Raw genomic sequence first — 14,005 nt, forward strand, 5'->3', positions numbered from 1 at the left:
GCGGGGTGTGTATAGCCCGGCGGGGCGATACCACCCCCAAGCCCCCCGGGCCCCCGGGGGGCCGTCCGGGCCCGCCCCCGGTTCCTTCCCCGGGGGGCCGGGGGGGGGGCCCCCCCCCGGGGGGCGCCCCGCCCCTTGTCGTGTGCCCGGGTGCGGCGGATCAGGCGCCGAGGCCCGGGAGGGCGCCGGTCGGCAGGCCCTGGGTGGGCAGGCCGCCCAGGAGGCCCTTGACCGGGTCCTGGCCCTCGCCGTTCGGCATGACCTGCGGGAGGGCCTTGTCGGCGGTCTGGGGGGCGGTCATCGCGCTCTTGCCGAGCGCTTCCTGGCCTGCCTTCAGAGCCTCGGGGCCGCCGGCCGGGAGCTTGCTGGCCACCTGGTCGACCGGCAGGGCCTGGGTGACCGCGCCCAGCGCGGCGGCCACGTCCGGGGCGGCCGGAACGGCGGCGCCGGCGGTACCGGCGGCAGCGGCGACGAAGGCGGCGCCGAGAGCGGCGGCACCGAGGGTCTTGGCAGCAGACTGCTTCATGGAAAAACGTCCTCAGAAAGGGGGGAATGAGCGGCCCTGCAAGCTAGTCAGAGCTTTCCGCACCCCGCAAACACCTCCAATCGGCCGAGGCTTGATGTTCCCGGCCGATTGTGAAAGGCGTGAGATCGGTTCTTTCCGATGACAGAACCGCTGGTCAGACGGGCTTACCGAAAGAGCCACTCCGACTTCAGTTCGGCATAACCGGGCTTGATGACCTCGCTGATCATGGCGAGTCGTTCATCGAAAGGAATGAAAGCGCTCTTCATCGCATTGACGGTCGTCCACTGCATGTCGTCGAGCGTGTAGCCGAAAGCGTCGATCAGGTGCTCGAACTCGCGGCTCATGCTGGTGCCGGACATCAGACGGTTGTCGGTGTTCACCGTGACCCGGAACTGGAGCTTGCGCAGCAGGCCGAACGGGTGCTCGGCGTACGAGTCGGCCGCCCCGGTCTGGAGGTTGGAGGTGGGGCACATCTCCAGCGGGATGCGCATGTCCCGTACGTACGCGGCCAGCCGTCCGAGCTTCACCGCGCCGGTGGCCGCGTCGACCTCGATGTCGTCGATGATGCGGACGCCGTGGCCCAGGCGGTCGGCGCCGCACCACTGGATGGCCTGCCAGATGGAGGGGAGCCCGAAGGCCTCGCCGGCGTGGATGGTGAAGTGGTTGTTCTCGCGCTTGAGGTACTCGAAGGCGTCGAGGTGGCGGGTGGGGGGGAAGCCCGCCTCGGCGCCCGCGATGTCGAAGCCGACGACGCCGAGGTCCCGGTAGCGGTTGGCGAGTTCGGCGATCTCCAGGGCGCGGGCGGCGTGCCGCATGGCGGTGAGGAGGGCGCCGACGCGGATGCGGTGGCCGTTCTCGCGGGCGCGCTTCTCGCCTTCGCGGAAGCCGTCGTTGACCGCTTCGACGACCTCTTCGAGGGTGAGGCCGGCTTCGAGGTGCTGCTCGGGGGCGTACCGGATCTCCGCGTACACCACGCCGTCCTCGGCGAGGTCCTCGGCGCACTCGGCGGCCACCCGGAAGAGCGCTTCGCGGGTCTGCATGACGGCGCAGGTGTGGGCGAAGGTCTCCAGGTAGCGCTCCAGGGAGCCGGAGTCGGCGGCCTCGCGGAACCAGATGCCGAGCTTGTCGGCCTCGGTCTCGGGGAGGCTGTCGTAACCGGCCTCGCGGGCGAGCTCGACGATCGTGCCGGGGCGCAGGCCGCCGTCGAGGTGGTCGTGCAGCAGCACCTTGGGGGCCCGGCGGATCTGGTCCGGGGTGGGCGTGTGGAGCGGCTGGCCGGGGTTGTGCTGAGTGGTCTGGCTCGTCATTGAGGCACTGTAGCCCCTACGCGCGTAGATGGTGCCGGTCGATACGTAACAGTGACCGTGCGGGAGGGTGGCGAGCCCCTCGGGTTCTGCGACTGTTCTGTCATGACACAGCAAGTCGAGCCGGGCCCGACCGCCCGGCTGGGGCGGGCGGTGGGGCCCGGCGGGTCCCGCGGCCGGGTCGCGGGCGTGGCACTCGTACTGCCCGCCGGGGAACCGGAGTCGACGCGCGGCCCCTCGGCACGGGCCCACGCGTCCGTACGTTCGCTGGCCCGCGAGGTGGCCCTCGCCGGGGCCGCCGACGGCCTCGTCGCCCATGTGGTGCGCTACCGGGGGCGCGGGTGGAACGGCGGCGACGCCCGGCTGGCGGCGGACGCCGAATGGGCCGTCGCGGAGGTCGTGCGCCGGTACGGGGACGTGCCGGTGTGCCTGACCGGGGTCGGCATGGGCGGCCGGGCGGCACTGCGGGCGGCGGGGGCGGCGGCGGTGAACTCCGTTGCGGCGCTGGCCCCCTGGCTGCCGGCCGGGGACGCGGAACCGGTGCGGCAACTGGCGGGGCGCCGGGTGCTGATCGCGCACGGGACCAACGACGAGCGGGCGGACCCCGAGCTGTCGTTCCGTCTTGCGGAACGGGCGAAGAAGTCGAACCGGGACGTGTGCCGGTTCGAGGTGCACTCGGACGGCCACGGGCTGCGGGAGCACCGGGCGGAGGTACGGGCGCTGGTCGCGGACTTCGTGCTGGGCTCGCTCTTCGGCCGCCCCTACGCCCGTCCGCTGGCGGACGCGTTGGCGGCGCCCCCGCCGCTGGGCCTGCGGATGCCCCTGGCGACGGGCTTCGGCCAGGGGTAGGCCGCGCGCCCCCGCCGAGGGCTCCGGCCGAGGGCCCCGGCCGGGGTGGGCCGCGCGGGCCCGGCGCCGGGCTTCGGCCAGGGGTGGGCCGCCCGCCCCTGCCGGGCCGCGGTCCGGTGTGTGCGGCAGGGGCGCCGGGGGCGGGACTTTGGTCCCTCTGGCAACCTCGACACCATGAGCACCAGCGTCGATCGTGTCCGCCCGACCCACTGGGCCTCCTTCGTGCCCGTACTCGCCCTCGTCCTGCTCGCGTTCTCGTGGGGACGGGAGATGCCCGGCCCCGTGGTCGCGCTGCTCGCCGTCTTCCTCGGCGGCGCGGTGCTGGCCGCCGTGCACCACGCGGAGGTGGTGGCGCACCGGGTGGGCGAACCGTTCGGGTCGCTGGTGCTCGCGGTGGCCGTCACCATCATCGAGGTGGCGCTCATCGTCACCCTGATGGCCGACGGCGGCGAGAAGAGTGCCTCGCTGGCCCGCGACACCGTCTTCGCCGCCGTGATGATCACCCTGAACGGCATCGTCGGCATCTCGCTGCTGGTCGGCTCGCTCAAGCGGCGGGTGGCGGTGTTCAACCCGGAGGGGTCCGTGGCCGCCTTCGGGGCCGTCGCCACCCTGGCCGGGCTCAGCCTGGCGCTGCCCACGTTCACGACGAGCACGCCGAAGGCCGAGTTCACGCCCACCCAGTTGGTCTTCGCGGCGATCGCGGCCGTCTTCGTGTACGGACTGTTCGTCGTGACGCAGACCGTCCGCCACCGCGACTACTTCCTGCCCGTGACCCAGCAGGGCAAGGTCATCGACGAGGACGAGCACGCCGATCCGCCGCCCGCGAAGGTGGCGCTGATCAGCCTCGCGCTGCTCGCCGTGTCCCTGGTGGCGGTCGTGGGGCTCGCGAAGGGGGTGTCGCCGACCATCGAGAAGGGCGTGGAGGCGGCCGGGCTCCCGGCGTCCGTGGTGGGTGTGATCATCGCGCTGCTGGTGCTGCTGCCGGAGTCCATCGCGGCGGTGCGCGCCGCCAAGCGGGACCGCGTGCAGACGAGTCTCAACCTCGGGCTCGGATCGGCGATGGCCAGCATCGGGCTGACCATTCCCGCCGTGGCGCTGGCGTCGGTCTGGATGGAGGGGCCGCTGCTGCTCGGGCTCGGGGCGACCCACATGGTGCTGCTGGCGCTGACCGTGGCGGTCGGCACCCTGACCTTCGTGCCCGGGCGGGCGACGCCCCTGCAGGGCGGGGTGCACCTGTCGCTGTTCGCCGCGTACCTGGTGCTGGCCGTCAGTCCGTAGCGGTTCCGCCGACCTCCAGCAGGGGGTTCTGCGGGAGGATGTGGCCCCGGCGGGAGAGCAGGAAGCGCTTGAAGGCGGCCACCGGGAGCGTGTCCGGGTGGCCGTCCAGCCAGGCGACGCCGATCTCGCGGGCCGCGCGCGGGGCCGTCACCGTCAGCTCCACGACCCCGGGGCGGGCCACGGCGGGCGGCGGCAGCAGGGCCACGCCCAGGCCCGCCGCGACCAGGCCGCGCAGGGTTTCCGCCTCCTCCCCCTCGAAGGCCACCTTCGGGCGGAAGCCCGCCTGCGCGCACAGGTCGTCGGTGATGCGGCGCAGGCCGTAGCCGGGTTCGAGGGTGACGAAGGTTTCCTCCGCCGCCTCCGCGAGGCGGACGCGCTTGCGGGTGGCGAGGCGGTGGTCATCGGGCACCACCAGGCGCAGGCGCTGTTCGTCGAGGCGGCGGGCGACCAGGTCGGGGGCCTCGGGGACGGGCGAGGTCAGGCAGAGGTCGAGGTCGCCCGCGCGCAGGCGCTCCAGCATCGCCTCGCCGTAGTTCTGGACGAGCTGGAAGCGGATGTGCGGGTGGTCGGCGCGGAAGGCGCGGATCAGGGCGGGCACGGTCTCCGAGCCCATGGTGTGCAGGAAGCCGAAGGCGACCTTGCCGGTGGTGGCGTCCGCGTCCGCCCGTACCGCGTCCGCCGCCTTCTCCACCTCGGCCAGCGCCCGTTCGACGGCGGTCAGGAAGGTGCGGCCGGCCGGGGTGAGGGAGACCGTGCGGCCCTTGCGGGCGAAGAGGGCGACGTCCAGGTCGGCCTCCAGGCGGACCATCGCCCGGGACAGCGACGACTGGGGCACGCCGAGTTCGTGCGCGGCCCGGGTCACGTGCTCGTGGCGGGCGACCGCCGCGAACTGCGCGAGGCGCGGCGCGAGCACCTGCTGGATGTCTTCTTCGTAACTACTCGGTGACAGCCGACCCTGTGAGCTCTGCTTATGCGGCATGGGATGGATTATCGCCGATCTGTGCATTGGACGCATGAGAAGGCCGGGTCTAGGTTTCAGGCATGCCTTCCGCCAGTACCACGGCGTCCATACCTGTCATTGTGGGCGCCAATTCTCCCGTTGCCTCTGATTCCTCAGTAACCCCTGTGGTGAGTGAACCCGCCGACACCCGGCTCGCGCCCTCCTCCCCCGGCTTCCGGCGGATGAGCTTCGCGCTCTTCGCGGCCGGCATGGCGGCCTTCGCCCTCCTCTACTCCACGCAGGCGCTGCTGCCCGCGATCTCCACCGGGCTCGGCGTCACCGCCGCGCAGGCGAGCTGGACGGTCTCGGCGGCGACCGGGGCGCTGGCCCTGTTCGTGCTGCCGCTGAGCGCGCTGTCCGAGCGGTTCGGCCGGTGCACGGTGATGACGTACTCCCTGGCGGTGGCCGTCGTCGTGGCGCTGCTCGTGCCGCTGGCGCCGAACGTCGGGTGGCTGATCGCGCTGCGTGCCGTGCAGGGCGCGGCGCTGGCCGGGCTGCCCGCGTCGGCGATGGCCTACCTCGCGGAAGAGGTGCGGCCGAAGGCCCTCGTCGCGGCGATCGGGCTGTTCGTGGCGGGCAACTCCATCGGCGGCATGAGCGGACGCATCGTCACCGGGTGGGTCGCGCAGCTCTGGGGATGGCGGGCGGCGCTCGCCTCCGTCGCGCTGATGGCGCTGGTGTGCGCGGTCGTCTTCCGGCTGCTGCTGCCGAGGGCGCGCAACTTCCGCCCCGGGACGCTGAACCCGAGGGCCCTCGCGCGGACGGTCGGCACCCACCTCTCCGATCCGCTGCTGCGCAGGCTGTACGCGATCGGGGCGCTCTTCATGACCGTCTTCGGCGCGGTCTACACGGTCATCGGGTACCGGCTGGTGGAGGCGCCCTTCAACCTGCCTCAGGGCGTGGTGGGTTCGATCTTCCTCGTCTACCTGGTGGGCACGGTCTCCTCCGCGGCGGCGGGCAAGCTGGTGGCCCGCGCCGGGCGGCGCGGCGCGCTGTACCTGGCGGTGTCCACGACCACGCTCGGGCTGCTGCTGTCCCTCTCCGACTCCCTCGCCGGCGTCCTGTCCGGACTGGTCCTGATCACCGCGGGCTTCTTCGCCGGCCACGCCGTCGCCTCCTCGTCGGTCAGCCACACCGCGAAGACCGGCCGGGCGCAGGCCTCCGCGCTGTACCAGTCGGCGTACTACCTGGGCTCCAGCGTCGGCGGCACCCTCGGCGCGGTGGCGTTCCACGCGGGCGGCTGGCAGGCCACGGTCGCACTCGGCCTGCTGGCGGTCGTCGGGGTCGCGGGGATCACGCTGTACGGGACGCGCTGCGCCCGGGTCGAGCGGCGCTCGCTGATCGTGGCGGCGCGGTCCTGAGCCGCACCGTTCCGGCCCCCTGGGGCGCTGTCACGAAGCCGTGACACTCCAGCTCCCCTCCCGGTACAACGGATTCGCTTCCCCCGTCGTCTACCGGGCAAGAAACGTGCAGTACGGCACGCACGCGCGTGCTGCACGGCAGGGGAAAGGGAGAAGTCCATGGGGGACTCGAAGAGAACGCGTACCGGGCTGCGCGCCCGTACGGGCATAGCCATGGGGATCACCGCGCTGGTGATCCCCGCGGCGCTGACGGTGGGGGCAGCCGCCCCCGCCCAGGCCGCCGCCTCGTGCACGGCCAAGACCGGGCCGTACCAGAAGCAGGCCGAGAAGTTCCTGAAGCTGAAGGTCGACGGCAAGCAGTCGGCGTCCGACTGCAAGGCGATCCGCAGCTTCCAGCAGAAGAACCGCATCACCCCGGCCATCGGCTACGCGGGCCCGGTGACCTGGCGCGCGATGGACGCGATCACCAAGCAGCGAGCCGCCGCGAAGAACCCGAACGCGGCCGGCAAGTGCCCCACCAACAAGGGGCGCATCGCCTGCGTCGACCTCTCCCGGCAGTTGAGCTGGATCCAGGACGGCAAGAAGGTCGCGTACGGCCCGGTGCCGATCCGCTCGGGGCGCAACGGGTACGAGACGCGGACCGGTCTGAAGAAGGTCTACCTGCGCAGCATCAACCACTACTCCACGCTCTACCACGTGCGGATGCCGTACTCGCAGTTCTTCGACGGGGGCATCGCCTTCCACGCGGTCGGCGTCTCGATGTCGGCGCCGCCCGGTTCGCACGGGTGCGTGAACATGCGCACGGGCGACGCGAAGAAGTACTGGGGCCTGCTGAAGAAGGGCAGCAACGTCTTCGTGTACGGGCGCAAGCCGGGAACCTGAGCCGTTCCGGCCCGACGGGGCGCGGGGCGGGGCGAGTTCGCGGCTTTGCCCCTCCCGTTGTCGGACCCCTCCCGTAAAGTCCACAGCACAGTTCGAACGTGGGTGGACGAGCGGGTGGGGTGGACCCTGTGAGTGATGTCGCGACGCCAGGTGTGGACGCACAACTGGAGGACTACCGGACCGAGTTGACCGGATTCTGTTACCGGATGCTCGGCTCCGCCTTCGAGGCGGAGGACGCCGTGCAGGACACGATGGTGCGCGCGTGGCGCAGCCAGGACCGTTTCGAGGGCCGCTCCTCGCTGCGCTCCTGGCTGTACCGCATCGCGACGAACGTGTGCCTGGACATGCTGGGCAGCAGCAAGAAGCGGGCGAGGCCGATGGACTTCACCGATCCCAAGCCGCTCGCCCAGGCCCAGTTGAACCCGCACGCGGAGGCGGTCTGGCTGGAGCCGGTGCCGGACGGGCGGGTGATCGGCCCGGCCGCCGACCCGGCGGAGACCGCCGTCGCGCGGGAGTCCGTACGACTGGCCTTCGTGGCGGCGCTGCAGCACCTGCCGCCGAAGCAGCGGGCGGTGCTGATCCTGCGCGAGGTGCTGGCCTGGAAGGCGAGCGAGGTCGCCGAGCTCCTGGAGACGAGCGTCGCCTCGGTGAACTCCGCGCTCCAGCGGGCGCGGGCGACGCTGGCGGAGTCCAAGACGGACGGCGGCGACACCGTCAAGCCGATGGACGAGGAGCAGCAGAAGCTCCTGGAGCGGTACGTGGCGGCCTTCGAGGGCTACGACATGAAGGCCCTGACGGCCCTCCTGCACGAGGACGCCGTGCTCTCCATGCCCCCGTTCGACCTGTGGCTGGTCGGGCCGGCGGACATCACCGGCTTCATGCTCACGCACGGCGCGGCGTGCAACGGCTCGCGGATGCTGGCGACGGTGGCCAACGGCACGCCCGCCTTCGCCCAGTACCACCCGACGCCCGAGGGTCACTTCCTGCCCTGGGCGCTCCAGGTCATCGAGATCTCAGAGGGTCGGATCGCGCACATCAACACGTTCCTGGACACGAAGCGGTGGTTCCCGCTCTTCGACCTCCCGGAGCGGATCGAGGCCGACGGCACTCCCGGGCCGGTCGCCGCTCCCGGGGGGATCTCCGGATTCGAAGCGGCCTTCGCCGCCGCCGCGGCTGCCGGGGGAGCTCCCGGAGCCGGGGCCCCCGGAGCCGCTGCCGGTGCCGCTGACAATGCCGGTGCCGCTGCCGGTGGTCTCGAAGGTGAGGCCGACAAGTCCGAGTAGGTCGAGCAGCTCGGGGCCGGGGTGCCGCAGGACCAGTCGGCACCCCGCCCTGCGGGCGGCCACCCGCATCCGGGCCAGGGCCTCGACGGCGGCGAGCCCGGGTCCGGTGAGCCCGGAGACGTCGCAGGTCAGCTCGGTCTCGCCGGTCCGCAGCAGGCGGGCGCTCAGACGCTCGCACAGGAGCGGGACATCGGCCTTGGTGACGGGACCGACAATCGCCATGGGTTCGTACGTCGCATCTTCCACGGGGGTTAGACCCGGCGGCCCCCCGAAACTCATCGGAAGCGGAGATTCCGGCCGGTGGCGGGGGCCGGGCCCGTTCTCAACCCGTCCAGCGTCCGGACAAGTACGACACCGCGAACACCACCATCAGGGGCGCGGCCAGCGCCACGTACGCCACCTTCACCCGTGGCCTGCGCACGCTCCACGCGGCGAGCAGCGTCCACAGGGGCCACCACAGGAGGGTGGCCCGGGGGACCGAGGTCAGCCAGAAGGAGGTGGCGAGGGCCCACAGGCTCAGGCCGATGTAGACGGCCTCCGGCCAGCGGCGCAGGGCCACCAGCACCACCAGCAGGGCCAGGCCGGCCAGCAGCGCGACCATCTCCGCCTGCCACATGAAGGCGTAACCCGTGCCGTACGTCCCGTCGAAGGCCGCGTGCCAGGTCGTGTTCCAGGCCTCCCACGGCGGGTGGAAGGTGCGGTACCAGCCGCGCGCCTGGGCGTTCTTCCACGCCATCCAGTCGCCGGTCCGGTGGAAGAGGTAGCCGCTGTAGAGGAGGGCGGGGACGGCCGGCAGGAGGGTCCACGGGAGCGGACGCCAGGCACGGGCCTCGCGGGCCCGCCAGGCGGTGATGAGGAAGTGGACGCCGATGGCCGCCGCGAGGAAGAGGCCGGATATGCGGACGGTGGTGGCGAGGGCGGTCAGGACTCCGGCCAGCAGCCAGCGCTGCTTCTGCGCCGCCAGCCAGGCGGGCAGCGCGAAGGCCAGGAAGAGGGCCTCGGTGTATCCGGCGGCGAGGAAGACCGCGCACGGGGAGAGCAGGAGGAAGAGGGCAGAGCGCTGCCCCACAACGGAAGCAGTGCTCCCGCGGGGACTGGAACGGCGCTCCGGAACGAGAGCGGTGCTCCGGTGGGCGGCGGAGCCGTGCCCCGGGCCGGGAGCAGCGCCCTCGCGGCCGGTGGACCGCTGCTCCGAGGCGAGAGCGGTGCGCTCGCCCGGCATCCCCAGCCGCGCGATGCGCACCAGCGCCAGCACCGCGACCGCGCCCGCCACGAACGAGATCAGCAGCCCGGCGAGCGTCCAGTCCGGGACGACGACGTGCACCGCCCGCAGCACCAGCGGGAAGCCCGGGAAGAAGGCCTCCCGGTTGTCCCAGCCCTCCGAGCCGGGCCCCTCCCCCGGGCCCGTCCCCTCCGGGAAGTAGCCCTCCTGCGCGATGTGCAGGAAGTGCGTCCAGTCCCACCGGGCCCACTGCGACAGGGCCGAGGGCGCGTCCTTCGCCTCGCTGTCGCCCGGGAAGACCCACGCCACCGCGTACGACGTGATCCACAGCCCGATCCGCGCGCACAGGTACAGCCACAGCACGTCGCGGTCCGTCCCGTCCAGCCGGGACAACGGCCGCAGCGGCTGCCGCGGCAGCCGCTTCCGCAGTCCCGCGCCGAAGCCCGCCCCCGGGTCCGCGGGCTTCCGCTGGGCCGGTACGGCGGGCTGTTGCGCGGTCCGCCGGGGCGGGGGCGCGACGGTCATGGGCGTACTCCTGCGACGGCGGCGTGCGGTTCGATTGCGCGTACCGCAAGGGAACACGCGTACGTGCGAGTATGCGTTGCAGGGCCGTCAGCCTGAAATGCCGGGGAACGCGCGGTGGGGCCGACGCGCTTCCGCACCGGCCCCACCCGTCACTCACTCACTCACTCACCGCGTTCGCGGTCCCGCCTCAGGCGATGCGGTCCAGCACGATCGGCGCCGGGACGAAGTCCGTGCTCTCGTGCGCGGTCAGCACGCCGCCGTCCAGCGCCTCGATGGCGTACGCGAACTTCTCCGGCGTGTCCGTGTGCAGCGTCATCAGCGGCTGGCCCGCGACGACCTTGTCGCCCGGCTTGGCGTGCAGCTCGATGCCGGCGCCCGCCTGGACCTGGTCCTCCTTGCGGGCCCGGCCCGCGCCGAGACGCCAGGCCGCGACACCCACCGCGTACGCGTCCAGCTTGGTCAGGACACCCGTCGCGGAGGCGTTGATCACGTGCTGCTCGCGGGCCACCGGCAGCGCCGCGTCCGGGTCGCCGCCCTGCGCCTGGATCATGCGCCGCCACACGTCCATCGCGGAACCGTCCCGCAGCGCCTTCTCCGGGTCGGCGTCCGGCAGCCCGGCGGCGGTGAGCATCTCGCGGGCGAGCGCGACCGTCAGCTCGACGACGTCCGCCGGGCCACCGCCCGCGAGGACCTCGACGGACTCCCGCACCTCCAGGGCGTTGCCCGCCGTCAGGCCCAGCGGCGTCGCCATGTCCGTCAGCAGCGCGACCGTCTTGACGCCGTGGTCGGTGCCCAGTCCCACCATCGTGGACGCCAGCTCGCGCGCGTCCTCGATGTTCTTCATGAAGGCCCCGGAGCCGACCTTCACGTCGAGCACGAGCGAGCCCGTCCCCTCGGCGATCTTCTTCGACATGATCGAGGAGGCGATCAGCGGAATCGCCTCGACCGTCCCGGTCACGTCCCGCAGCGCGTACAGCTTCTTGTCGGCCGGAGCGAGCCCGTCGCCGGCCGCGCAGATGACCGCGCCCGTCGACTCCAGGACGTCGAGCATCTCGGCGTTGGAGAGCAGCGCGCGCCAGCCCGGGATGGACTCCAGCTTGTCGAGCGTGCCGCCCGTGTGGCCGAGGCCCCGGCCGGAGAGCTGCGGCACGGCCGCGCCGCACGCGGCGACCAGCGGGGCGAGCGGCAGCGTGATCTTGTCGCCGACACCGCCCGTGGAGTGCTTGTCGGCGGTCGGGCGCGACAACTGGTCGAAGTTCATGCGCTCGCCGGACGCGATCATGGCGGCGGTCCAGCGGGCGATCTCGGTGCGGTTCATGCCGTTCAGCAGGATCGCCATGGCCAGCGCGGACATCTGCTCGTCGGCGACCGCGCCGCGCGTGTACGCGTCGATGACCCAGTCGATCTGCTCGGGGCTCAGCTCGCCTCGGTCGCGCTTGGTGCGGATGACGGAGATGACGTCCATGGGTTTCCTTCCGGTGATACGGCTGTACGGCCTCAATCTACGCGCGTCACGCCGGGTGGGAAGCCGACGCAGGCAACAAATTGGCCGGTGGGGGCGGAGGGTGACCGATTGGCCCGTATCGGGTGTTGTGGGGGCCGTCCTCTTGTCCGGAGTGTGGCGCTTGCGGGGAGCCCGTCAAGGGCGCTCCTTCGTCGCGTCGGCTTCGCCGATGTCGCGTGCGCTCCACCCTTGACTGTCTCCCCTCCAGCGCTGGTTTCGTGGTGCGGAGGACGGCCCAGAAATGGCCCCGGAGGAGGCCGGGAAGTGGCCGCTCGCCGTTGCCGGGTGCGAGTGGGTGGGTGGGGGGCGCCGGGAAACGGTCCCAGCTGTTCGCTGCCCGTCGGCGGGTGGGTGGGGTGTCGGCTAGTGGTGGCGGGTGCGTGCGCCTGATGCTGCCGGTGGGGGTGCGCCGACTTGAATGGGGCTGCCGGTCTGGGTTTCGCGGGTGCGGGCCGTCGTAGGGCCGGTGCACAAGCTGGTGGCTGAGGTGAGTGGGTGCATTTCAAAGAGAAACAGCGGGTGAAGGTGTGCTGGGACATATGCATTGGGCGCATATGTCGCCACCCGCTCTGCCCCCTGCATCCTGGCTCCCGCCGCGTGCAATGTCCCGGAGGACTTGAGGGCATACATCAACAGGGAGCAGCGGATGGGCCGGTTCGTGTGTGTATACGGACGGAAGGTGCCTTTACGGTGCCGGGCCTGGTCCGCATGGGCAGGTCCGGAGGATGCTTGACGGAGTGGGTTCGCGGGGGTGCGCACCAAAAGTGGGACACATGGACGCGGAAGTGTCCTACTTCTAGGACACCTACACCGCACGAACGAATAACGGAGCCGGCTTGCGGGCACATTCCGACCGTGATGGACATGGGACAACGCGATGAGAAGTGTTCCACGTCTGCTGCGCTCCGCGCTGCCTGAGCCGCCCGGCCAGTAACAGGGACCAGTCAGTTCATGAGCGGTTTTGTACGCGGGCGTGCGAGTGGAATTGCGGGCGCGTGTCGGCCGCGAATAGGACACATGAGCGCAGATGTGTCCCACTTCTGCGATGCCCCACCGCGCCCCGGCCGTTTCCGCACCGCGCCAGGCACCCCATCAACCACTCCCCCCCGATCGCCCTTGTTTGGACGAACGTCCTTCTCCCTTCGGAGCGTCGAGCGCGATGGAAGCCAGGAGGCAGAGGGGCCGGCTGCGGATATGTGCGCCCAATGCATACGTCCCAGCACACCTATGCCTGTCGTTTCTTCTTTGAATCCACCCACTGACCTCAGCCACCAGCTTGTGCACCGGCCCTACGGCGTGCCGCACCCGCGAAACCCAGACCGGCAGCCCCATTGAGGTCGGCGCACCCCCACCGGCGGCATCAGGCGCACGCACCCGCCACCCATAGCCGACACCCCACCCACCCGCCGACGGGCAGCGAGCAACCCGGACCACTTCCCGGCGCCCCCACCCACCCACTCGCACCCGGCAACGGCGAACGGCCGCTTCCCGGCCTCCTCCGGGGCCATTTCTGGGCCGTCCTCCGCACCACGAAACCAGCGCTGGAGGGGAGACAGTCAAGGGTGGAGCGCACGCGACATCGGCGAAGCCGACGCGACGAAGGAGCGCCCTTGACGGGCTCCCCGCAAGCGCCACACTCCGGACAAGAGGACGGCCCCCACAACACCCGATCCGGGCCAATCAATCACCGCTCCTCACCCCCGGCCTCCCACGTGTGCCCGCCCTGATGCCGGGCGAAGAGGCAGCACCCGTCACGCGCGGGAGCGGGCTGGGCCACGTCACAGTCCGGCTGCTCCACCAACTCCACGTCACCATCACCCCACTTGGCCCAGAGCGCATGCCCCCGGTGCAGCGAGTCAACGAGCCCGAAGTGGTCGCCGTCCTCGTGCGCGGCCAGGTCGCACCGCACCCAGCCGTCGTGCAACGGCTCACCGCAGCGCACGGAGGCCGCCTTCACCAGTACGCCGGGCAGCTCGGCCCGTTCCGTGCAGCGCATCAGACTGCCGGCCGCATCGCACGGGCCGGACGCGTACGCCCCGCGAGGCACCGGGCGCACAGACAGTCCGGGTAGCGGACCGGGTTCTCCAGGATCACCACCGGGTCCCCCTCCCGAACGACGGTGGCGGGCGACCACGTCCGACCCGAGTCCCGGGACACCCGGAGGGTCATCAGGGCCCGGGGTTCGCCGTCCGCACTGTCCTCGCCGGAGTCATTGACGCTCCACGCCTTCATTCCGCTTCCTCTCCGTTTCGACCACCCGAGTCACGGGTG

Annotated in this window: 11 protein-coding genes and 1 pseudogene; 5 read left to right on the forward strand and 7 right to left on the reverse strand. The window is 71.8% G+C overall.

The features are described 5' to 3' along the window. Nucleotides 1-160: 160 nt before the first annotated feature. Together ACIP93_RS07170 and ACIP93_RS07175 are read right to left on the reverse strand one after the other, a co-directional pair. Nucleotides 161-526 (reverse strand): ATP-binding protein, encoded by a 366-nt coding sequence (locus tag ACIP93_RS07170; RefSeq protein WP_345228777.1) that lies wholly within the window; start codon nt 524-526, stop codon nt 161-163. 164 nt (nt 527-690) lie between these two features. Beyond that, a complete protein-coding gene (locus tag ACIP93_RS07175; RefSeq protein ID WP_401756549.1) occupies nt 691-1,833 on the reverse strand; it encodes an adenosine deaminase in 1,143 nt (380 codons plus the stop codon). Nucleotides 1,834-1,935: 102 nt separating this feature from the next. Between ACIP93_RS07175 and ACIP93_RS07180 the strand changes: the two genes are divergently transcribed. Both ACIP93_RS07180 and ACIP93_RS07185 read left to right on the forward strand, forming a co-directional pair. Continuing rightward, nucleotides 1,936-2,679 carry an alpha/beta hydrolase gene (locus tag ACIP93_RS07180; RefSeq protein WP_345228779.1) on the forward strand — a complete coding sequence of 248 codons (744 nt, stop codon included), beginning with the start codon at nt 1,936-1,938 and terminating at the stop codon, nt 2,677-2,679. A gap of 174 nt (nt 2,680-2,853) precedes the next feature. Then, the gene (locus tag ACIP93_RS07185) at nt 2,854-3,957 is read left to right on the forward strand and encodes a calcium:proton antiporter (RefSeq protein WP_401756551.1); all 1,104 of its coding nucleotides are present in this window, start codon (nt 2,854-2,856) and stop codon (nt 3,955-3,957) included. Here the strand turns inward: ACIP93_RS07185 and ACIP93_RS07190 are convergent. Further along, a complete protein-coding gene (locus ACIP93_RS07190) occupies nt 3,947-4,936 on the reverse strand; it encodes a LysR family transcriptional regulator (RefSeq protein ID WP_401756553.1) in 990 nt (329 codons plus the stop codon). The two genes, ACIP93_RS07185 and ACIP93_RS07190, sit on opposite strands and share 11 nt — an antisense overlap. A gap of 62 nt (nt 4,937-4,998) precedes the next feature. Here ACIP93_RS07190 and ACIP93_RS07195 point away from each other — a divergent pair, with 62 nt between their 5' ends. The 3 genes from ACIP93_RS07195 (at nt 4,999) to ACIP93_RS07205 (ending at nt 8,483) form a co-directional block, all read left to right on the forward strand. Further along, on the forward strand, nt 4,999-6,318 hold the full coding sequence (locus ACIP93_RS07195) for an MFS transporter (RefSeq protein WP_401756555.1): 1,320 nt from the start codon (nt 4,999-5,001) through the stop codon (nt 6,316-6,318). 159 nt (nt 6,319-6,477) lie between these two features. Beyond that, a complete protein-coding gene (locus ACIP93_RS07200) occupies nt 6,478-7,200 on the forward strand; it encodes a L,D-transpeptidase family protein (protein ID WP_345228783.1) in 723 nt (240 codons plus the stop codon). 128 nt (nt 7,201-7,328) lie between these two features. Beyond that, nucleotides 7,329-8,483, forward strand: a complete 1,155-nt coding sequence (locus ACIP93_RS07205; protein ID WP_401756557.1) for a sigma-70 family RNA polymerase sigma factor — start codon at nt 7,329-7,331, stop codon at nt 8,481-8,483. Nucleotides 8,484-8,516: 33 nt separating this feature from the next. On the opposite strand, the pseudogene ACIP93_RS07210 reads toward ACIP93_RS07205, so the two are convergent. The 4 genes and pseudogenes from ACIP93_RS07210 to ACIP93_RS07225 all read right to left on the reverse strand — a co-directional run. Then, nucleotides 8,517-8,762, reverse strand: a pseudogene (locus ACIP93_RS07210) (STAS domain-containing protein); the annotation flags it as partial. Nucleotides 8,763-8,805: 43 nt separating this feature from the next. Further along, nucleotides 8,806-10,230 carry a hypothetical protein gene (locus ACIP93_RS07215; RefSeq protein ID WP_401756559.1) on the reverse strand — a complete coding sequence of 475 codons (1,425 nt, stop codon included), beginning with the start codon at nt 10,228-10,230 and terminating at the stop codon, nt 8,806-8,808. A gap of 187 nt (nt 10,231-10,417) precedes the next feature. Beyond that, nucleotides 10,418-11,695, reverse strand: coding sequence for a thymidine phosphorylase (locus ACIP93_RS07220; RefSeq protein WP_345228786.1), 1,278 nt, complete (start codon nt 11,693-11,695; stop codon nt 10,418-10,420). A 1,723-nt stretch (nt 11,696-13,418) separates the two neighbouring features. Then, nucleotides 13,419-13,730, reverse strand: coding sequence for a hypothetical protein (locus tag ACIP93_RS07225; protein WP_401756561.1), 312 nt, complete (start codon nt 13,728-13,730; stop codon nt 13,419-13,421). Nucleotides 13,731-14,005: the final 275 nt, after the last annotated feature.

The sequence above is a fragment of the Streptomyces sp. NPDC088745 genome, from assembly GCF_044751045.1.
In the GTDB taxonomy this organism is placed as follows: Bacteria; Actinomycetota; Actinomycetes; order Streptomycetales; family Streptomycetaceae; genus Streptomyces; species Streptomyces cremeus.

Coding starts and splice junctions, on each gene's coding strand:
- ACIP93_RS07200 (WP_345228783.1), top strand. CDS start 6,478: ATGGGGGACTCGAAGAGAACGCGTACCGGGCTGCGCGCCCGTACGGGC.
- ACIP93_RS07195 (WP_401756555.1), top strand. CDS start 4,999: ATGCCTTCCGCCAGTACCACGGCGTCCATACCTGTCATTGTGGGCGCC.
- ACIP93_RS07215 (WP_401756559.1), bottom strand. CDS start 10,230: ATGACCGTCGCGCCCCCGCCCCGGCGGACCGCGCAACAGCCCGCCGTA.
- ACIP93_RS07225 (WP_401756561.1), bottom strand. CDS start 13,730: ATGCGCTGCACGGAACGGGCCGAGCTGCCCGGCGTACTGGTGAAGGCG.
- ACIP93_RS07180 (WP_345228779.1), top strand. CDS start 1,936: ATGACACAGCAAGTCGAGCCGGGCCCGACCGCCCGGCTGGGGCGGGCG.
- ACIP93_RS07220 (WP_345228786.1), bottom strand. CDS start 11,695: ATGGACGTCATCTCCGTCATCCGCACCAAGCGCGACCGAGGCGAGCTG.
- ACIP93_RS07170 (WP_345228777.1), bottom strand. CDS start 526: ATGAAGCAGTCTGCTGCCAAGACCCTCGGTGCCGCCGCTCTCGGCGCC.
- ACIP93_RS07175 (WP_401756549.1), bottom strand. CDS start 1,833: ATGACGAGCCAGACCACTCAGCACAACCCCGGCCAGCCGCTCCACACG.
- ACIP93_RS07185 (WP_401756551.1), top strand. CDS start 2,854: ATGAGCACCAGCGTCGATCGTGTCCGCCCGACCCACTGGGCCTCCTTC.
- ACIP93_RS07190 (WP_401756553.1), bottom strand. CDS start 4,936: ATGCCGCATAAGCAGAGCTCACAGGGTCGGCTGTCACCGAGTAGTTAC.